The sequence below is a fragment of the uncultured Bacteroides sp. genome, assembly GCF_949298305.1.
Lineage (GTDB): Bacteria > Bacteroidota > Bacteroidia > Bacteroidales > Bacteroidaceae > Bacteroides.
On the sequence record NZ_CASFWU010000051.1, the window covers coordinates 1 to 20,414 of the forward strand.

Below are 20,414 nucleotides of genomic sequence, written 5' to 3' on the forward strand. Positions count from 1 at the left end.
CAGTGGGAGAGTAGGTCGTCGCCGTCTTCGAGAGCCCCGCCGCTTCCTGAAAGGGAGGTCGGCGGGGCTTCTTTTTGTGTATGCCTCGGTCGCCTTTTTTGTTTATGTCCCGCAACCATCCGAAATCATGGTAATGATGCCAATCACGGGGGAACTATTCTCTCCGTAAACCTCCTGGGGGGGCTTTAATAATTGCATTTCTGATTTAGAGTGAGATAGAATGCGGTACGGGATTGGGCAATTTTAAAAAACTGTGTTTCCCATTTGCCTTTGCGTTCACCTTTCTCTATCTTTGTCCCGATGAAACTATTTCGTTGCAGATAGTTTTGGGATGATGGATTGGGGAGTGGGGGATAGGAATTGATGGGTGGTGAGGTGAAGAATGGCGGGTGGATGCGGGCGTATGCTTGAGTGGGCGTTGAGGAATGTCGGCTGACATTGATTGTTGCACATGCATTGATTTGCCGGCCTAAGTCATTCACTGCCAATAGGAGTTTATTTCGGAAACTAATATGGATGATTGAATTTGTGAAACCATGATACAGATAGGCTCTATCATACGGAAACTGATTTTGGCCTTGCTGCTGTTGCATGCTTCTGCCTGCAGCCTGTTTCTCCGGGCGCAGGATGAAATTATCGACAAGATGAATAGGCTGTCTATGTTGGCCGACTTTCAGGGCGTCATAGACTATTCGAACGAAGTGTTGCGCACTTCTTCTGCACAAAAGAATCCTGCTCTGCACTTGTTTTGTCGGGCGCATGCCGCGCAAAGCTATATCAAGACTGACTGGCCGGAGAAGGCCAAGGAGTATTTGGACAGTGCAACGGTCATTGTCCACTCGGACCTTGCGCCCGACGAACGTGAATCGATGCTTTATATCGAAGGGTTCTATACTTACTCCAATGCCATGGTGCTGTATCATGTGTATGACCAGATTGATTATCACAAGGCCCTGACGCATGCGGCAGAGGCTTTGGACCTGGCCGAACGGCGCAGGGATACCCGGCAGAGTGTTATATTCGGGCTGAATTACATTATATTAAACACCATGTTGCAGGAAAGCTTTGCTTATGAGGGAGCTGAAGAACTATATGCCAAGGCGCTGGAACTGAAAGACGGCAAGATGATATTCAATGCGGCGCAGATCTGTGCCCGGCGTTTCGACTATCTGGGCGACCATGCCCGGGCCAAATCATACATGGAAACTGCCATTGCCAATATGCCGGAGGGATACCTGGACGCTTCTACCGTATATGCAGACTATGCTAAGACGTTTCACGAAATCGGGATGGACGACCGTGCTGCATATTATTACGAGAAAGCCCTCAAGCAGTCAAGTCGGCATGTATCGTCTTCCACTTTGCTGGTCTATCTGTCGTACGCCCAGTTCCTCAGCGACATTCATCATGCCAAGGATGCCGAAAGGGTCTATCTGGAAGGCCTGTCGTTGGCCGATTCCGTGCAGACCGACTGGAACAGAAAGGGCTTTTACTCCGGGCTGTACGAACTCTACCGCAGGCAAGGACGCTATGCCGAGGCTGTTCACTACATGGACAAGTACATTAGCGAGACAGACAGCGTGACGCGCCAGCGGCAGAAGAAGGACATCACTGAGCTGAGGATAAAATACGAAACAGCCGTCAAGGAAAAAATCATTGCCCAGAATGAGATACTCATAGCCCGGCAGAACAGAAGATTCAGCATTATATTTTCGGCTACCCTGCTGTTGGTTGTGGTTTCCGTCTTTCTGACGGTGCTGTATTTCCAGAAACGTGCCTCATACATCACTTTGTTCAAACTCTATTCGGACACGCTGGCTGAACAGAAGCAGACCGAGCAGGTACAGTCTCCCTCTGCCGGGCAATCGGTTGCCGCTCCCCGCAAGGCGGACGGCGCGAACACGCTGTTCCGGGAAATTGACAGAAAGATGAAGGAAGAGCGTATTTACCGGGAAGCCGGACTGACTCTGGAGAAGGCAGCCGAGCTGATCCATACCAACCGTACCTATCTCTCCGCAGCCATCAAGCAGCAGACCGGGCTGTCGTTCATTTACTACATCAACTCTTACCGCATTCAAGAAGCCATAGAGCTGTTGTCCGACTCCGAAAACGATACTCCGCTCAAGGCCATCCTGGTGAATGTGGGGTTCAAATCGCCTACTACTTTCTATAAACTGTTCCAGGCAACCACCGGGAAGACGCCCCAAACATGGAGGGAAGAGGCCCGTCTGAAGTGTGCTGAGAATTAGAATATAAGCTATCTTATCCATATATTACAATTTGTAGAAAGTGGATAGTGGCTGGACGTACATTCTTCATGATAAGCTTTTAATTTTGCGATTGAACGCTAAAAATAAATTATCATGAAAACAAAAGTATTATTCTGGACAATGGCCCTTGTGGCTATGACTTTTACTTCTTGTAGTGACGATGATGACACTACAGCGCTGACCTATTCATTGAAGGCTTCTCCCAGCGAGCTTACGTTTGCGGCAACCGCAGCCGAGGCACAGACTATCCTGGTGGAAAGCGAGAACGTGACATGGTCGGCTATCAAGGAAGATATGGCTGCTGACTGGCTTACGATTGAATCGGGCGCCTCACAGATTGTAGTAAAGGCGGCTGACAACTTTGAAACTGCCGAGCGTACCTGCCGCATTGTCATCATGCCAACCAACTCGGAAAGCAATGTGCAGGAAGTTTACGTTACCGTTAAACAAAGCGCCGGCCAACCTCAGAAGCCTGAGGCCATCCGACTGAAAAAAGATGTGGGTATGATTTCCTACTATACTCCCAATTTCCCCATCAATTCGAATGGTAACGACACTTATCTGATCGAACTCTATACGGAAGAATCGGATGTGGAACTCACTCATGAGACATTCGGCAAAAGCGGATACTGGACAGGCAGCCTCACTAGCGGCCGTCGCATCGCTCTGAACTTGTATAACGAACATACGGAAGACTTCTTCAACCCCATTATCAAGTCGGGTACTTATGCAGCCTGCAAGGACCTCAGCCAGATTGCTCCCATGACGTTTGCCGTCAGCAGCTATGTTCAGGGTAACCCGTGGCCGGACGGTTCCTTCATCCAAGATTATGTCATCAATGAGAATGGTGGTTCCGAATCCGTCTATACCGAGATTACCGACGGACAAATTGAACTGACCTATGACGGCACATCCAACTACACACTGCACATTGACCTGATATTTAAAGACGGTACCAACGTGGTTTATGAATACGAAGGTGACCTGAAGTTCAGCAACCTGGGTACTCCTCCTTACTACAGCGACCTGACCGAGGACCTGACCCTTCCCAACGGCACGTTCGGACAAGCCTTGATTGTAGACTGCTTCCCCGACTACTATGCGGACGTTAACGTATGGAATCTCCAGCTGATAGACAAGAATCTGGAAGCTCTGCCCGACGGAAGCCTGGGCGGTACAGGCCACCGCGTGGCACTGCAGCTCTACACGGCCTCCAGCGAAGGTACCGACAAATTGCCCGAACACACCTATAAGATTGTGCCCCAGGATGTCATGAACTCACAGCCCAACACGGCTACGGAAGGTTGCTACGACCCGTTCTTCAGCAACAGCGGCTGCTTCTGGGAACTGATTGGCGAGGATGGCATCAAGTTTGCCCCCATGATGACCGGTACAATCACGGTGAAACATCTGGAAGGTGATGCCTACTCATTCACCATCGAGGCTGTAGACGATAATGGACACAACATCAACGTAGTCCATGAAGGTACGCTGATAGAGATGGAGATTCAGCAGTAACCCGGCCATAACCTGACATTGGAGGATGTGCCAGCACAGACAGCTGCCACCGGTCATCCGGATTCCCGCAGATTTACCGGCTTGGTCGTCCAGGCTTCGGGCAACTCTGCACCAATCCGGGTGGCCTGTGGAGTGAGTCGTGGCACATCCTCTTTTTAAAATTCCTTCAACAGTAAACATCTATCCCTTTAGCACCCAACTTATGAACTACAAAATAGCCATGGTCGCATGCGGACTGTTGTGTCTGACAGCCTGCATGGATGAAAATCCGGTAGCCGACATCTCCCATATCCAGGCGGAAGGAAACGGACCGGCAATAGTGAATTCCTCGCCCGACGCACTGTCCAACATCGTGCTCGTCAAGTTCCAGGAAGACGTTATTGAGCAAGTGGAAAGCACGATGGAGAACGCGCAAGGGCTGTGTGTGTCCACCCGTTCGGGAGTGAGCCGGTTCGACCGTTTCCTCGACGAGGTAGAGGGCATCAGCATCCGGCGCCTGTTTCCGGCAAACAAGTTCGAGGAACGTACGCGCCGTGCCGGCCTGCACCGTTGGTACAAGGTTGAATTCAATTCATCCATCACGCCCAAGCAGATTGAAAACAAGTTAAAGGACATGTCCGAACTGTCCGTGATACAGTTTGCCCTCCCCTTAGTGATCAACGATGACTACAAAACGGTGATTCTGCGCGAGGGCGAGTTGGCAACCCGTGCCAACGACACACAGGAACCCATCTCCAACGACACCTACTCATACATGCAATGGTCGCTGCGCAACGACGGCACCCTCATGGAGGGCGCCAAGGCCGGTGCGGACATCAACGTGGCCGATGCCTGGGAGCGCTGTACGGGAGACCCTCATGTGATAGTGGCCGTCCTCGATGAAGGCGTGCAGGCCAGCCATCCCGACCTGGCAGCCAACATGTGGATCAACGAGGCCGAACTCTATGGCGAGCCGGGCGTAGACGATGACAACAACGGTTACGTCGATGACATCTACGGCAGCAACTTCAGCGGCATCGGCACCGAGATAGTGCCCGGACAGCATGGCACCCACGTGGCCGGCACCATAGCCGCCGTGCGCAACAACAACCTGGGCGTGGCCGGTGTGGCCGGCGGTGGCGACCAGGGCGAAGGTGTGCGCATCATGTCGTGCTGCATCTCCGACGCACGCGGTTCCGGCAATCCCTTTGCGGCAGCAGAGGCAGTGAAGTATGCCACAGACAATGGGGCGGTCATCTGCCAAAACAGTTGGGGCTACGACAGCAGTGTGAACTGGATGGACAGCCCCGACGAGAACTACGCCGCCGAGCGCGAAGCATTCCAATACTTCATAGACTATGCCGGCAAGGACGAGGAAGGCAACGTGACCGGTCCCATGGACGGCGGTGTGGCCATCTTTGCCGCCGGCAACTACGGACACATCTACGGCACCAACCCCTTCTGGCCGGCAGCTTGTCCCGACTTTATCAGCGTGGCCAATATCGGCTCCGATTACAACCCCGCATACAGCACCGGTCACGGCAAGTGGATAGACGTGTCTGCCCCCGGAGGCGACATGACCTTCATGCCCAGCGACATGGGATTGGGCGGCATCATCAGCACCTGTGTAGGCAACACGCCGGATGAATACGTATTCGCATTCATGTCCGGCACCTCTATGGCCTGCCCCCACGTGTCGGGCGTAGCGGCTTTGGCCGTATCGTATGCCTACCAAAAGGGACGCATCCTCACGGCCACGGAGCTGAAGGACATACTGCTGGAGGCGACGAACCCCATCGACGAATACTTCAACGGTATCAAGGAGGACAAGGGGAACACCACCGGATACATCTTCAAGCTGAACATGGAAAGCTTCAAGGGACTGATGGGTACCGGCCTGGTGGATGCCTCGAAGGCGCTGGACAATGTGGACCGGCTGATGGGAGTGCCCCCTTCACACACGGCTCCTGCCGCAGTGGAAAACATCGAGTTGGTGGAATCGACGCACAACACGCTGACGGTGAAGTGGAAGGTGACTGCCGATTGCGAGGGCAATGCCTTGCCATTGTACAAGGCGTACATCGGTTCGGTGCCCGTTGAGTACAACGACCGCCACGAGATATCCAGCGCTAAGTATCTGGGACCGGAACTGGTCAACACCTCCGGACTGAACGTAGGGGATGAGGCTACGTGGACAGCCACCGCCCTGCGCCCCAACATGACATACTACATTGCCATTGTGGGCGTGGACAGCTGGCGGCAAGTCTCTCCCATCACCAACTCGGAGAAGCTGACCACCCAACCCGAACCCAACATACCGCCCACGGTGGTTCCCGAAGGAGAGCTGCCTGCGGAGATTGTGATACAGTACTGGCAGGGCTATAGCCTGACATTCAACGTGACGGACGAGGATGACAGGGAGTGGGAGGCCACCTTGAACGATGACACCGGTACCTGGAGCCTGATGCGACAGGGCGCCAAGGTGACGTTGACCTGCGACAAGAGCAAAGGCTTTGTGGGCAGCTCCGTCGTGACCCTGTGTGTGACCGACATGCGCGGCGCACAGACCGAAGTCAGGATGCCGTTCAAGGTAGTGGCCAACGTGGCTCCGGTGCTCAGCCGGCAGCTGCCGGACCTGAGTATACAGAGTGTAGGGCAGGAAGCCACCGTGGACCTTGACGAATACTTCACCGATGCCAATGCCGAGACCCTGCAATACCTGTGTACCACCCAGGGAACAGCCGCCACGGCCACTGTGAACCAGGGCATCCTGACCCTGAAGGGCCGGCAGAACGGACTGACCACCGTCAGCGTACAGGCCCGGGACATGGGGGGAGAAAGCGTCAAGACGTCGTTCAACGTAACCGTAGGCTCCGCGCCGTCTGCCTCCGCCCTAACGCTCTATCCCAATCCGGTAAGCGACGTGCTGAACATCCGCATGAACGTCCAGGTGGACGCGAAGGCACAGGCAAGGATTTTCAGCTCTACGGGGTCGCTGGCCTGGGAAGCGGATGCCGACTTCTCGCAAGGCCGCACCGCACGTCTGGATGTGTCTTCCTTGAGGTCGGGCAGCTACATCGTCGAGGTCAGCGACCGGGGAACACGCTATAAAGGAAACATCATCAAGCAATAAAACATACGAATATGAGAAGATTCATCTATACCCTCTGCCTTGCCGGGTGCCTGTCGGGCGCTACCGCCCTTCACGCCCAAGGCATCTTTGCCACTTCGGAGCTGAACCGTAGCCCCCGCAGCATCGCCATGGGCGGCCTTACGGCAGCCGTCGGCTCCAACGCTTTCTCCGTCTACGAAAACGCGTCGGCCGCGGCCTTCTCCGACCGGAAAGTGGAAGCCGGCATCCTGTACAGCCCGTGGGCCCTTCAGGGGACGCGGGACATGGACCGCAACAATCTGCTTGTCAGTGCCGCTGCCGGCTATTCGCTCTCTGCGGACAACAAGCTGTTGCTGGGCATCTGTTACTTCGCTCCGGGCGGGAACGACCTGTTTCCGACGGATGCCGAGGGCAACGTAGCCGGCGACAGGCTGAAGCCGAAGTATATGTCCGTCCATGCCGGATATGCCCGCCGGCTGTCTTCGTCATGGGGCGTGTCGGCCGTGCTCAACTATGCGCACTGGAATCCGGGGATAAACGGCAGTGCCAACGCCGTGGGGCTGGACCTGGGGGCAACCTACCGCCTGCCGCTCAAGTCCGAAGGCGCCTACCTGGACGTGGCGCTCAAAGCGGCAGGATGGGGGGCAGTCATTGCCGATGAAGGCGACTATCGCCTGCCCGGCATCCTGGCGGCAGGTGCGATGTGGCACAGACCCCTTGCAAAGAACCATCAACTAAACTTAGGCGCGGAAGCCAACTACCGCTGTCTGGACGAACCGGGGTTGAGGGCCTCGGTAGGAGGTGAGTACGGCTACCGCGACTTCCTGTTCGTGCGTTGCGGCTATGCCTACTCCGGCCAGTACAGCCGGCTGAACAGCTATGCCACGGTGGGAGCCGGAGTGCTCCTGCTGTCCCGCGTGCAACTGGACTTCAGCTACCTGCTGGCCAGGAAGGAGAGCCCTTACAAAGACACGTATGCCATCGGGCTGAGCGTGCTTTTCTGAACGGACGATGCCCGGAGCCCCTCCGGTGCAGGACGGCGCCGCTCCCGCAGGGCGGATGCCGGATAGGGGAGGGGCCTTGAAGCGTGTGTGCCGGCGGGTACACACGCTTTTTGCTGTCATATTACCGGAATTTGCTGCCAATAGGTTATGAAATGTTGCTTTTATGCTGAAAAAAGTAACTGATTTGTTTGCTTGGTACGAAATTATCCATACCTTTGCAGCGTTTTAAAGTAAAACAGAAAGCAAAGATGATACAGAACTCTACATATATTCTGCTGTGCGGCATTATTATTCTGCTAAATAAAGATAGTGGAAGTGAGTGTCGTGCTTGACTATATGCAGGTTGGATGATATATGAAGCCTTTCTCACTTCCCGGTGTGAAAGGCTTTTTCGTTGTACATAACTTATAAATACAATAAACAAAATGAGTGACAGATTATTTGTTTTCGACACTACGCTTCGCGACGGCGAGCAGGTACCGGGGTGCCAGTTGAACACGGTGGAAAAGATTCAGGTGGCCAAGCAGTTGGAGCTTCTGGGCGTGGATGTCATAGAAGCGGGATTTCCCATATCGAGCCCGGGCGACTTCAATTCGGTGATTGAGATTTCAAAGGCAGTGACATGGCCTACCATCTGTGCCCTGACGCGTGCCGTGCAGAAGGATATCGACGTGGCAGCCGATGCCTTGCGCTATGCCAAGCACAAGCGCATCCATACGGGCATCGGCACTTCGGACTCGCACATCAAGTATAAGTTCAACTCCAATCGGGAGGAAATCATCGAGCGCGCAGTGGCGGCCGTGAAGTATGCGCGCCGCTTTGTGGACGACGTGGAGTTCTACGCCGAAGATGCGGGACGCACGGAGAACGAATACCTGGCCCGGGTCATCGAGGCGGTCATCAAGGCGGGCGCCACGGTGGTGAACATCCCCGACACGACGGGCTACTGCCTGCCGTCGGAATATGGCGACAAAATCAAATACCTGATGGAACACGTGGACGGCATCCACAACGCCATTATCTCCACCCACTGCCACAACGACCTGGGCATGGCCACGGCCAACACCATGGCGGGCGTGCTGAACGGAGCGCGGCAGGTGGAGGTGACCATCAACGGCATTGGCGAGCGGGCCGGCAACACCTCTTTGGAAGAGATTGCCATGATCATCAAGTGTCACAAGGACATAGACATCGAAACGAATATCAACACGCAGAAGATATACCCCACGAGCCGCATGGTGTCCAGCCTGATGAACATGCCCGTGCAGCCCAACAAGGCCATCGTGGGCCGCAACGCCTTTGCCCACTCGTCCGGCATTCACCAGGACGGCGTGCTGAAGAACGTGCAGACCTACGAAATCATCGACCCGCACGACGTGGGCATCGACGACAACTCCATCGTGCTCACCGCACGCAGCGGACGGGCCGCACTGAAGAACCGGCTGGCGGTGCTGGGCGTGAAGCTCGAACAGGAGAAGCTCGACAAGGTCTACGAAGAGTTCCTCAAGCTGGCCGACAAGAAGAAGGACATCAACGACGACGACATCCTCGTGCTGGCCGGTGCCGACCGCACGCAGAACCACCGCATCAAGCTGGAGTATCTCCAGGTGACCAGTGGCGTGGGTGTACGCTCCGTTGCCAGCCTCGGGCTGAACATTTCGGGCGAGAAGTTCGAAGCCGCCGCCAGCGGCAACGGACCGGTAGACGCCGCCATCAAGGCACTGAAGAAGATTATCGACCGCCACATGACGCTGAAGGAGTTCACCATCCAGGCCATCAGCAAGGGCAGCGACGACATGGGCAAGGTGCACATGCAGGTGGAGTACGACAACCACATCTACTACGGTTTCGGCGCCAACACCGACATCATTGCCGCGTCCGTCGAGGCCTACATCGACTGTATCAACAAGTTCAAGCTGTAAGCCGGAATGGTAATAATCTGATACAGAAACGACCGCACTCCGTCCCGCCATACGACTTAGCCTGCCTCAGGATATAGGAGAGGGTACCTCGGGATATAGGTGAGGGTACCTCAGGATATAGGTGAGACTACCTGAAAATACAGGTCGGTTTGGGTGAGGCGTAATGCCTTTATTGACAGGTGGTTGCGGCCGCGCCTGCCGATGCCTGCCGGAGGAGTGCCGGAATTAAGAATTTACTTTACATATAAACATAAGAAGATGAATACACTGTTTGATAAAATCTGGGACGCCCACGTGGTGCAGAAGGTGGAGGACGGCCCTACGCAACTTTACATTGACCGCCTCTACTGCCACGAGGTGACCAGTCCGCAGGCTTTCGAGGGACTCCGCGCACGCGGCCTCCGCTGCTTCCGTCCCGAAAAGATATTCTGCATGCCCGATCACAACACGCCGACGCACGACCAGGACAAGCCCATCGAGGACCCCGTGTCGCGCACGCAGGTAGATACCCTGGCCCGCAACGCCGAGGAATTCGGCCTGACACACTTCGGCATGATGAACCCCAAGAACGGTATCATCCATGTGGTGGGCCCCGAACGCGGACTGACGCTGCCGGGCATGACCATCGTGTGCGGCGATTCGCACACCTCGACCCACGGAGCCATGGGTGCCGTAGCCTTCGGCATCGGTACCAGTGAGGTGGAAATGGTGTTGGCCTCGCAGTGCATCCTCCAGACGCGGCCCAAGACGATGCGCATCACCGTGGACGGTCGCCTGGGCAAGGGGGTGACGGCCAAAGACCTGGCTCTCTACATGATGTCCCGCATGACCACCAGCGGCGCCACGGGCTACTTCGTGGAATATGCCGGCGAGGCCGTGCGCAGCCTGACGATGGAAGGCCGACTGACGCTGTGCAACCTCTCCATCGAGATGGGCGCACGCGGCGGCATGGTTGCTCCTGATGAAGTGACATTTGAGTATATAAAAGGTAGAGAGTATGCGCCGGAGGGCGACGAATGGGACAAGGCCGTGGCCTACTGGCAGACGCTGAAGAGCGACGCTGATGCCGTGTTCGACAAGGAAGTGCGCTTCGACGCTGCCGACATCGAGCCGATGCTGACCTACGGCACCAACCCCGGCATGGGCATGGGCATCACCGCCCACATTCCCACCACCGAGGGCATGGGCGAGGCGGCGCAGGCTTCGTTCCGCAAGTCGCTGGGCTACATGGGATTTGAGCCGGGCGAGTCGCTGCTGGGCAAGCCCGTGGACTATGTCTTCCTGGGTGCCTGCACCAACGGCCGCATCGAGGACTTCCGTGCCTTTGCCTCCATTGCCCGGGGCCGCAAGAAGGCGCCCCATGTGGTGGCGTGGCTGGTGCCCGGCTCGTGGATGGTCGATGCGCAGATACGCGAAGAGGGCCTGGACAAAGTGCTGGCCGAGGCGGGCTTCGAAATCCGCCAGCCGGGCTGCTCGGCCTGCCTGGCGATGAACGACGACAAGGTGCCCGCGGGCAAGTATGCCGTATCTACTTCGAACCGCAACTTCGAGGGACGCCAGGGACCCGGCTCGCGCACGCTGCTGGCCAGTCCGCTGACTGCCGCCGCAGCCGCCGTGACGGGAGTGATTACCGATCCGCGCGAGTTGCTGTAATGTTTTGCAGCCACAGATGACACAGACAGGACAGATTTGCACAGATTCTTTTATAATCTGTGGTTATCTGTTTCATCCGTGTCATCTGTGGTCAATCGATAACCCATAAACTACCGAATGACAATGAAACAGAAATTCAACATCATAACCTCCACCTGCGTTCCCCTTCCGCTGGAGAACGTGGATACCGACCAGATTATCCCCGCCCGTTTCCTCAAGGCGACTACCCGCGAGGAGAGTTTCTTCGGCGACAACCTCTTCCGCGACTGGCGCTACAACGCCGACGGCACACTGAACCGCGACTTCGTGCTGAACGACCCCACCTACGGCGGCTGCATCCTCGTGGCCGGCAAGAACTTCGGTTCGGGCTCCAGCCGCGAACACGCTGCCTGGGCCATCGCCGGCTACGGCTTCCGCGTGGTCATCTCCAGCTTCTTTGCAGACATCCACAAGAACAACGAGCTGAACAACTTCGTCCTGCCCGTGGTGGTGAGCGAAGACTTCCTGCAAGAGCTGTTTGCCAGCATCGCCGCTGACCCCAAGACCGAAGTGGAGGTGAACCTGCCCGCCCAGACGGTGACCAACAAGGCCACGGGCCGCACCGAAACCTTCGAAATCAACGCCTACAAGAAACATTGCCTCATGAACGGCCTGGACGACATCGACTTCCTGGTGGAGAATAAGGGGAAAATTGAAGCATGGGAGGATAACCACAGATGACACAGACGTGACAGATGGGCACAGATTATATATATAAGGAAGAAACCAACCGGATTATAGCTGCTTTCTACGAAGTGTATAATGCGTTGGGATATGGCTTCCTGGAGAAAGTCTATCAGAATGCTTTATATCAGGAACTGATAAGACGGGGATTCCGCTGTGAAGCGCAAAGACACATTGAGGTCTATTTTAAAGGGTGCAAAGTGGGTGACTATTTTCCCGATATCATTGTGAACGACCGTATCATTCTTGAATTGAAAACCGTCGAAGCGCTTTGTCCCGAACATGAGGCCCAGCTTATCAATTATCTGCGTTCAACGGAGATTGAGGTCGGTTTGCTTCTGAATTTCGGACTGCGCCCCCAAGTGTGCCGGCGTATCTTTACCAATGACCGTAAAAGCAATCTGTGTAAATCTGTTTAATCTGTGTAATCTGTGGTTTAAAAAACAAGAACTATGAACCATCCGAAAATAGAAATCATGGACACCACGCTGCGCGACGGCGAACAGACCAGCGGCGTGTCGTTCGTGCCCCACGAGAAGCTGATGATAGCCCGTCTGCTGCTTGAGGAGCTGAAGGTGGACCGCGTGGAGGTAGCTTCCGCCCGCGTGTCCGACGGCGAGGCCGACGCCGTGCGCATGATATGCGACTGGGCTGCCCGCCGCGGCCTGCTGCAGCGCGTGGAGGTGCTGGGCTTTGTAGACGGACATGCCTCGGTGGACTGGATACACGCCACGGGTTGCCGCGTCATCAACCTGCTGTGCAAGGGCTCGCTGAAGCACTGCACCTACCAGCTGAAGAAGACGCCCGAGGAGCACATCGCCGACATACGGGCCGTGGTGGACTATGCCGAAGGACTCGACATGGAGGTCAACGTCTACCTTGAGGACTGGAGCAACGGCATGAAGGACTCGCCCGACTACGTGTTCCAGCTGATGGATGCCCTGGCATCTGTCGGCATCCGCCGCTTCATGCTGCCCGACACGCTGGGCATCCTCAACCCCCTGCAGGTCATCGAGTACATGCGCAAGATGAAGAAGCGCTATCCGCAGGCTCACTTCGACTTCCACGCCCACAACGACTACGACCTGGCCGTGTCCAACGTGCTGGCCGCCGTGCTCAGTGGTTGCCGCGGACTGCATACCACCATCAACGGCCTGGGCGAGCGGGCGGGCAACGCACCGCTGGCCAGTGTGCAGGCCATCCTGAAGGACCACTTCAACGCCGTGACGGGCATCGACGAGAGCCGTCTGAACGAAGTGAGCCGCGTGGTGGAATCCTACTCTGGCATTGCCATCCCGGCCAACAAGCCCATCGTCGGCGAGAACGTCTTCACGCAGGTGGCGGGCGTGCATGCCGATGGCGACAACAAGCGCAACCTCTACTACAACGACCTCCTGCCCGAACGCTTCGGCCGTCGCCGCGAGTATGCCCTGGGCAAGAACTCCGGCAAGGCCAACATCCGCAAGAACCTGGAGGACCTGGGATTGCAGTTGGACGAAGAGGCCATGCGCAAGGTCACCGAGCGCATCATCGAACTGGGCGACAAGAAGGAACTTGTCACGCAGGAGGACCTGCCTTACATCGTCTCCGACGTCCTCAAGCACGACGTCCGCACCGAGCGTGTCAAGCTGAAGAGCTACATCGTCAACCTGGCGCACGGGCTGAAGCCGATGGCCACCATCAAGGTGGAAATCAACGGCAAGGAGTACGAGGAGAACAGCAGCGGCGACGGTCAGTACGACGCTTTCGTCCGCGCCCTGCGCAAGGTGTACAAGGGCACGCTGGGACGCCGTTTCCCCATGCTGACCAACTACGCCGTCAGCATCCCGCCCGGCGGGCGCACGGACGCTTTCGTGCAGACGGTCATCACGTGGAGCTTCGACGACAAGGTGTTCCGCACGCGCGGCCTCGATGCCGACCAGACGGAAGCGGCCATCAAGGCTACGATGAAGATGCTGAACCTCATCGAAGACGGATACGACGCACAGAATTAACGTGCCTCTGTGCATGGAATGTCGGACGGTTTTGTAACTTTGCCCGCCGGCAGGCAGGTGATTAGTCTTCCTGCAGGCAGACGGTCGGTTTTCCCGCAGGCAGACAGTCGGTCTTCCCGCAGGCAGACAATCGGTTTTCCCGCAGGCGGATTGAAGGGCTTCCCGCAGGCATAGTATAATAAGGTATATGAAGAAACTGAAATTGAAATCCTGGCAGCGTTATGCGCTGGTTTTCGTACTCCTGTTGGCCGTTAACGTCATCCTGCGTTGGATAAGCCCCGATGAAGAATGGAAGGACGGCAATCTGCTGGTGAACCTCGTGGTGACGGCTCTGTTGACAGCCGGCTTCATTGCAGGCGACCGCCGGCACCTCAAGAACAAGAGATATAAAGATAAGGTAGAAGAACTATTAAAGAATAAGGAATAAACGAAATGGAACTGAAAGTAGCAGTATTGGCCGGTGACGGTATCGGCCCCGAAATATCCGCCGTAGGTGTGGATGTAATGACCGCCGTGTGTGAGAAGTTCGGACATAAGGTCTCGTATGAATACGCCATCTGCGGCGCGCACGCCATCGACGAGGTGGGTGACCCCTTCCCCGAAGAGACGTATCAGGTATGCAAGAATGCCGACGCCGTCCTCTTCTCCGCCGTGGGCGACCCCAAGTTTGACAACGACCCTACGGCCAAGGTGCGCCCCGAGCAGGGACTGCTGACCATGCGCAAACGGCTGGGACTCTTTGCCAACATCCGCCCGGTGCAGACCTTCAAGTGCCTGCTCCACAAGTCGCCCCTGCGCGCCGAGCTGGTGGAGGGCGCCGACTTCCTCTGCATCCGCGAGCTGACCGGCGGCATGTACTTCGGCGAGAAGTATCAGGACAACGACAAGGCGTGGGACACGAACTACTACACCCGTCCCGAGGTGGAGCGCATCCTGCGCGTCGGTTTCGAGTACGCCATGAAGCGCCGCAAGCACCTGACGGTGGTGGACAAGGCCAACGTGCTGGCTTCCTCCCGCCTCTGGCGCCAGATTGCCCAGGAGATGGCTCCGCAATATCCCGAGGTGACGACCGACTACATGTTTGTGGACAACGCCGCCATGAAGATGATTCAGGAACCCCGTTTCTTCGACGTGATGGTAACCGAGAACACCTTTGGCGACATCCTCACCGACGAAGGCTCCGTCATCAGCGGCTCCATGGGCCTGCTCCCCTCGGCCTCCACGGGCGAGAGCACGCCGGTCTTCGAGCCCATCCACGGCTCGTGGCCGCAGGCCAAGGGGCTGAACATCGCCAATCCGCTGGCCCAAGTCCTCTCCGTAGCCATGCTTTTCGAGTATTTTGACCTGAAGGAAGAGGGCGCGCTCATCCGCCGTGCCGTCGATGCCTCGCTCGATGCCAATGTCCGTACGCCCGAAATCCAGGTGGAAGGCGGCGCCAGGTACGGTACGAAGGAAATTGGCACTTGGCTGGTGGATTACATCCGTAATCAGGCCTGATCCAGTCCCTTCCAAGGTGCTTGTAGAGAGGTACTTCTGTCCGGTATTGGTGGGGAACTCCATCCGCGTGTTTCCCACCGCCGGAACAGCGAAAAAAAGAAAAAGATGACATATTTTTGTTTTTTCGTCCTAAAACTTTGCTATTATTAAAAATGTCTCTATTTTTGCAACATATTTTGTGATGTTAAAAATACGCTGATAGATGAACAAAAATGAGGAATAAAAACTCTGGCACAGACAAGCATTTGGCTATAAAATTGATTATGCATAGCGCAGTGTTCTTTTTGTTTTGTTTGCTTCCTATAAAAGGATGGAGCCAAACAGAATCGGCAGCTGTAAATGCTTTAGTGGAGATGGGTTTTGAGAATGTTGCTTGTTCAGACGAGGCTGACGAACGTGTGTACGTGTTGCAGAATTCGACCTATCGTTTAAACGGGGTCGGAATTGGTAAGGCTGTAGATGTTATACAGAAAATGGGCTTACCAGACAAGAAAGTATGTCGAATTATAGTTCTGGATAACAATATACCTCAGATTTCTCTTTGTTATCATCCGATAATAGGTGATACTGTGCCGGAGGTTGAGCGTAGGGATTGGAATGTTAGCTATGATTTGGGCGATTCTTGGAATGCTGTACGCAAAGTGAAGAAAAAAAATAGTTCTTTGTTTAAGGTTGATGTGTTGGTGTATCCCCAATTATCATTTAAAAACATGATAATAACTCAAATTTACCAAGCCTTGTTTGATTTAAGTCCGGCGGTGGAAGTATCTTTTTGGAAAGGGATGAAACTTACAGGACAAGTTGTGATTCCTGTCTATAACGATGGTTATGGGGTGTTGGAAGAAAAAGTTCATCCTGGTCATGTGACGGTTTCACAAAGTTTTCGACTGCCATATAATATCTTTGGAAAATTAACTGCGGGTTTTTTTAATGCTTATCAATATGGCGTTGACTTGAATTTGACTTATCGTTTTAAGGATGAGCGTTTTTCGTTATTGGGCCGATTGGGGGTTACAGGAATGGGGTATTGGGATGGCTTTACGTTTCATTATGATCCCACTATGACATTGACATGGACTATGGGAGGAAGTTTTTATTGGCCTTTGTATAATACCCAGTTTAATTTGAAATTGGAACAGTATTTGCTAAAAGAAGTAGGCGTGAAGTTTGAGGTGATGCGTCATTTCCGTTATTGCACAATTGGATTCTATGCGGTAAAGGCGAAGAACGTAAATATTAATGGCGGGTGGCGTTTTCAAGTTGCTTTGCCGCCCTATAAATATAAACGAATTAAAAAATGGCCACGGATTATGCCTTCTAATAACTTTGGCCTCATGTATAATGCAGGTAATGAGCAAGAGTATTATAAACAATATAAAGCGGAAGCGAGCGATAATATAATGAAAGAAAATAGTTTTAATCCATATTTTATTAAGTCTGAATTGTTAAATTATTAATTATTTATTGAGATGAAAAAAATGAAATTCTTGAGCGGCATTGGTGCTATGTTCGCATTGGCCGTGGTAGCTTTAGCTACAACTCTTACTTCTTGCGAGAAAGAGGATTTCAATGTCAGTTTTGAACCGATTAATGCGCAGGCTGAAATTAGGCCGGTAGTGCTTTATGTAGATGCTAATTCTACTACAAATGTAACAGGAGATGCTAACATTACTTATGACCCAGAGGGACCGATTTTTACTGGTAGTCCTAGTTTGAGTGCAAAGGTAATTACAGTTACTGCTACTTATAAAGGTATAAAAGGCGAGGCTAAGGTGAATGTGCCTGCTTTGCAAGCCGGTCAGTATCTCACTTTGAGTACAACAATTATTTTGCAAGCAGCAGCTCCTGGTCCTGAAGAACCTGTGAATGCAAAAGCTGAAGTAAATCCTACTGTGCTTTATATTGCTGATGGGGTTACTACTGATGTTACGGACAAGGCTGAACTCGTATTTGAACCTGCAAATGATGGTAAGTTTGAGGGAGAACCGGAGTTGGCGGCTACAACATCTAAGATAACTGCTACTTATGCAGGTGAGTCGGCAACAATTACGGTGGATGTTCCTTCTTTGTTAGCTGGACAAGTTGCGACCATGTCTCCGACTATTGTTCTGCAAAAGAAGAGTGAGGTAATTAATGCAAAGGCAGAAATCCGGCCAATTGTACTTTATTTGACTAATAATGTAGTGCTGGATGTTACTGCTCTTTCTGATTGTGAAATTGAGTATGATCCTGCTAGTGTGTTTGAAGGTACACCGAGCTTGGAAGGAACGACTTCTAAGGTAACTGCTACTTATAAAGGCATTTCTTCAACGGTGTCTGTGAATGTTCCTGCCTTGGCTGCTGGCCAATATGTAACTTTGACTCCGACACTGCTTCTGGTAGCAGAAGAAGAAGAACCGGGAGGAGAAGATGACCCCAGCTTTATGATTGTTCCGGTTACTAAGGTTACAACGACGTCTACAACATCTGAGGATGCGGAAACAAATGTGACAGATTTCTGGTGGAATATAGATGCAACATATGTCATTAAAGAGGGTACTGAAATCTGTGATTACGATATTACAGGCCTTAGTGATGATGAGCAGAGTTTCATAGAAGATTTCGTTTCTACTTTGAGTAAAACTTATAAGGAAACAAAAACGGTTGTACAGGTTCCTCTTTATTCTCATTCTATGACAAAAGCGAGTGTTACATATACGATTGTGACAACTGATTATGAGTTCTATCGTATGACTACTACTGCTACACGTGCTTCTCAATATGAGAAAATTGCAACTGTGACGACGAAGGGCTATTCTACATCAGTACTCACGGTTGAGACAAATTTGCAGATTCCGGGACATGGTGCGCCTTCTCACTACGGACATGGATACGATCACAGTCATGGTCATGGTAGTGGTAATGCCGGTGGTGGTATAGTAATTCCTGATTAATTAAGGTCTTGTCAAGTTATTTTTTAAATCGAGAGAACATGAAAAGTAAATTTATAATAGCTTCATTGTTGCTTGCTGGTGCATGTTTGACAGTGAACGCACAAGAAAAAGAAAAATATTATACCGAGAAGGCTACGGATAATATTTTTGTGGGTGTGGGCATCGGAGGTATGTCTGTTTTCAACGGTGGAATGAACACGCCAACTTTTAATTTCAATATCTCACTTGGTAAGTATTTTACTCCGGTATGGGGAATACGTGGTCAAGTAGGTGGGTTATGGCAAAGCCTGGATGCGCAAGATAATGGCTATTCAGCTTATTGTGTAAAGGCTGGAGAGGTAAATTTGGATGCTATGTTAAATCTGATTAACCTTTTTGCGGCTTATGATCCTGACCGTAAAATTGATTTCTATCTCTTTGGTGGTCCTACCATGAATATTTCTAGAGGAGTAAATACTTCTATTGTTTTTGATGGTAACAATAATAACCAGACAATCTATTCTTACGAAAGAAAGGGTGTGAAAGCTCGTTTTGGTGCAACGGTTGGTTTAGGTTTGGCTTATAATGTAACTGAAAAATGGGCTGTAAATCTTGAAGGCCGTGTAGGTGTTACTCCTTCTATTTTTGGTGATGCAAGTGATTGCCGCAAGGCTGAAGCTACTGGCCGTTTGACGATTGGTGCTGCTTATACCTTCGGTGGTAAGAAGTTTGTGTCTACTGCTGCTAAGGTTGATCAGAATGCTATCAACGATGAAATCAACAAGTACAGAAGCGAATTGGCTCAGGCTCAGGCTGATTTGGCTAATACGAAGAACGCTTTGGCTAATGCAAAGGCTGAGACGAAGGAAGTTGTTAAGGAAGTTCAGGTTGCCGGTCCTCGTGCTATCTTCTTCAAGATTGGTAGCGCTAAGATTGATGACTACGGCAAGGTTAACATCCAGTTGGCTGCCAAGATTCTGAAGGCTAATCCGGACAAGAAGTAAGATAAGGCTACTGGTAGTTCTTCATTCAACCAGAAGTTGTCTGAAAAGCGTGCACAGGCTGTTTACGATGCTTTGATTGCTGAAGGCGTAGATGGCAACCAGCTTGAACTTGTAGGCTTCGGTGGTACTGACAACATGTTCGGTAAGAACTATCTGAACCGTGTAGTAATCCTGGAATAATTGAACTGATATATTCCTGACTGATGAAAGGGTGTTTGAGAAATCAGACACCCTTTTATTGTTTAATTATGGTCGGGATATCAAATAATAATCGTAATTTTGCCGCTCGTTATGAGTAGGATAATTGCGATAGATTATGGACGGAAGCGCTCGGGAGTGGCTGTGACCGATACCTTGCAATTGATTGCCAATGGCTTGAGTACTGTGCCGACGCATCAATTGTTGACCTTTATTTTGGACTATGTAGCCAAAGAGCAGGTTGAGCGTATTTTGATAGGCCTTCCTAAACAGATGAACAATGAGCTTTCTGAGAGTATGAAATACATTGAGCCTTTTGTCCGGTCCTTGAAGAAGAGACTTCCGGAGATGCCTGTCGAATATGTTGACGAGCGTTTTACCTCCGTGCTGGCTCATCGGGCTATGCTCGAAGCCGGTTTGCGTAAAAAGGCAAGGCAGGACAAGGCTTTGGTTGATGAAATCAGTGCGACAATTATCTTGCAGTCTTATTTGGAAAACAGAAAGTATTCTGGACTTTAGTTTTATTTTTAAATTATTAGTGGTGCGATAAAAATTACATCACTGTAGTTAAACGATTAATTTTAAATCAAATATAAGCGTTCATTGATTTTTTGATTTGAAAATGATT

14 protein-coding genes and 1 pseudogene are annotated in these 20,414 nt (G+C 52.5%); all 15 read left to right on the plus strand.

The features are described 5' to 3' along the window. The first annotated feature begins 536 nt into the window (after positions 1-536). The 15 genes and pseudogenes from Q1Y74_RS08395 (at position 537) to ruvX (ending at position 20,305) form a co-directional block, all read left to right on the plus strand. Complete coding sequence (locus Q1Y74_RS08395; RefSeq protein WP_300813804.1) at positions 537-2,249, plus strand: helix-turn-helix transcriptional regulator; 1,713 nt, start codon at positions 537-539, stop codon at positions 2,247-2,249. Between the two features lie 114 nt (positions 2,250-2,363). Next, the gene (locus Q1Y74_RS08400) at positions 2,364-3,788 is read left to right on the plus strand and encodes a BACON domain-containing protein (protein ID WP_300813805.1); all 1,425 of its coding nucleotides are present in this window, start codon (positions 2,364-2,366) and stop codon (positions 3,786-3,788) included. Positions 3,789-3,990: 202 nt separating this feature from the next. Next, a complete protein-coding gene (locus Q1Y74_RS08405) occupies positions 3,991-6,900 on the plus strand; it encodes a S8 family serine peptidase (RefSeq protein ID WP_300813806.1) in 2,910 nt (969 codons plus the stop codon). Positions 6,901-6,911: 11 nt separating this feature from the next. Then, the gene (locus Q1Y74_RS08410; RefSeq protein WP_300813807.1) at positions 6,912-7,883 is read left to right on the plus strand and encodes a PorV/PorQ family protein; all 972 of its coding nucleotides are present in this window, start codon (positions 6,912-6,914) and stop codon (positions 7,881-7,883) included. A gap of 425 nt (positions 7,884-8,308) precedes the next feature. Continuing rightward, positions 8,309-9,805 (plus strand): 2-isopropylmalate synthase, encoded by a 1,497-nt coding sequence (locus tag Q1Y74_RS08415; RefSeq protein ID WP_300813808.1) that lies wholly within the window; start codon positions 8,309-8,311, stop codon positions 9,803-9,805. Positions 9,806-10,063: 258 nt separating this feature from the next. Beyond that, the gene (gene leuC, locus Q1Y74_RS08420; protein ID WP_300813809.1) at positions 10,064-11,458 is read left to right on the plus strand and encodes a 3-isopropylmalate dehydratase large subunit; all 1,395 of its coding nucleotides are present in this window, start codon (positions 10,064-10,066) and stop codon (positions 11,456-11,458) included. 123 nt (positions 11,459-11,581) lie between these two features. Next, entirely contained in the window at positions 11,582-12,178 is a 597-nt protein-coding gene (gene leuD / locus Q1Y74_RS08425; RefSeq protein ID WP_300813810.1) for a 3-isopropylmalate dehydratase small subunit, read from the plus strand. 14 nt (positions 12,179-12,192) lie between these two features. After that, positions 12,193-12,600, plus strand: a complete 408-nt coding sequence (locus tag Q1Y74_RS08430; RefSeq protein WP_300813811.1) for a GxxExxY protein — start codon at positions 12,193-12,195, stop codon at positions 12,598-12,600. A 57-nt stretch (positions 12,601-12,657) separates the two neighbouring features. After that, positions 12,658-14,175, plus strand: coding sequence for an alpha-isopropylmalate synthase regulatory domain-containing protein (locus tag Q1Y74_RS08435; RefSeq protein WP_300813818.1), 1,518 nt, complete (start codon positions 12,658-12,660; stop codon positions 14,173-14,175). A 187-nt stretch (positions 14,176-14,362) separates the two neighbouring features. Further along, positions 14,363-14,602 (plus strand): hypothetical protein, encoded by a 240-nt coding sequence (locus Q1Y74_RS08440; protein WP_300813812.1) that lies wholly within the window; start codon positions 14,363-14,365, stop codon positions 14,600-14,602. A 5-nt stretch (positions 14,603-14,607) separates the two neighbouring features. Then, entirely contained in the window at positions 14,608-15,672 is a 1,065-nt protein-coding gene (gene leuB, locus Q1Y74_RS08445; RefSeq protein WP_300813814.1) for a 3-isopropylmalate dehydrogenase, read from the plus strand. 212 nt (positions 15,673-15,884) lie between these two features. Further along, positions 15,885-17,129: a hypothetical protein gene (locus Q1Y74_RS08450; RefSeq protein WP_300813815.1), complete on the plus strand. Its 1,245-nt coding sequence runs from the start codon at positions 15,885-15,887 to the stop codon at positions 17,127-17,129. Positions 17,130-17,141: 12 nt separating this feature from the next. Next, the gene (locus Q1Y74_RS08455) at positions 17,142-18,605 is read left to right on the plus strand and encodes a DUF3869 domain-containing protein (protein WP_300813816.1); all 1,464 of its coding nucleotides are present in this window, start codon (positions 17,142-17,144) and stop codon (positions 18,603-18,605) included. A 38-nt stretch (positions 18,606-18,643) separates the two neighbouring features. Next, positions 18,644-19,768 (plus strand): annotated as a pseudogene (locus Q1Y74_RS08460) (OmpA family protein). A 111-nt stretch (positions 19,769-19,879) separates the two neighbouring features. Beyond that, positions 19,880-20,305 (plus strand): Holliday junction resolvase RuvX, encoded by a 426-nt coding sequence (gene ruvX, locus Q1Y74_RS08465; protein ID WP_300813817.1) that lies wholly within the window; start codon positions 19,880-19,882, stop codon positions 20,303-20,305. Positions 20,306-20,414 lie beyond the last annotated feature (109 nt).

Excerpts from the sequence above, each read along its gene's own strand:
- Q1Y74_RS08395 (WP_300813804.1), top strand. The coding sequence starts at position 537 with ATGATACAGATAGGCTCTATCATACGGAAACTGATTTTGGCCTTGCTG.
- Q1Y74_RS08430 (WP_300813811.1), top strand. The coding sequence starts at position 12,193 with ATGGGCACAGATTATATATATAAGGAAGAAACCAACCGGATTATAGCT.
- Q1Y74_RS08400 (WP_300813805.1), top strand. The coding sequence starts at position 2,364 with ATGAAAACAAAAGTATTATTCTGGACAATGGCCCTTGTGGCTATGACT.
- leuD (WP_300813810.1), top strand. The coding sequence starts at position 11,582 with ATGAAACAGAAATTCAACATCATAACCTCCACCTGCGTTCCCCTTCCG.
- Q1Y74_RS08450 (WP_300813815.1), top strand. The coding sequence starts at position 15,885 with ATGAGGAATAAAAACTCTGGCACAGACAAGCATTTGGCTATAAAATTG.
- ruvX (WP_300813817.1), top strand. The coding sequence starts at position 19,880 with ATGAGTAGGATAATTGCGATAGATTATGGACGGAAGCGCTCGGGAGTG.
- Q1Y74_RS08440 (WP_300813812.1), top strand. The coding sequence starts at position 14,363 with ATGAAGAAACTGAAATTGAAATCCTGGCAGCGTTATGCGCTGGTTTTC.
- Q1Y74_RS08435 (WP_300813818.1), top strand. The coding sequence starts at position 12,658 with ATGGACACCACGCTGCGCGACGGCGAACAGACCAGCGGCGTGTCGTTC.
- Q1Y74_RS08410 (WP_300813807.1), top strand. The coding sequence starts at position 6,912 with ATGAGAAGATTCATCTATACCCTCTGCCTTGCCGGGTGCCTGTCGGGC.
- leuB (WP_300813814.1), top strand. The coding sequence starts at position 14,608 with ATGGAACTGAAAGTAGCAGTATTGGCCGGTGACGGTATCGGCCCCGAA.
- Q1Y74_RS08455 (WP_300813816.1), top strand. The coding sequence starts at position 17,142 with ATGAAAAAAATGAAATTCTTGAGCGGCATTGGTGCTATGTTCGCATTG.
- leuC (WP_300813809.1), top strand. The coding sequence starts at position 10,064 with ATGAATACACTGTTTGATAAAATCTGGGACGCCCACGTGGTGCAGAAG.
- Q1Y74_RS08415 (WP_300813808.1), top strand. The coding sequence starts at position 8,309 with ATGAGTGACAGATTATTTGTTTTCGACACTACGCTTCGCGACGGCGAG.
- Q1Y74_RS08405 (WP_300813806.1), top strand. The coding sequence starts at position 3,991 with ATGAACTACAAAATAGCCATGGTCGCATGCGGACTGTTGTGTCTGACA.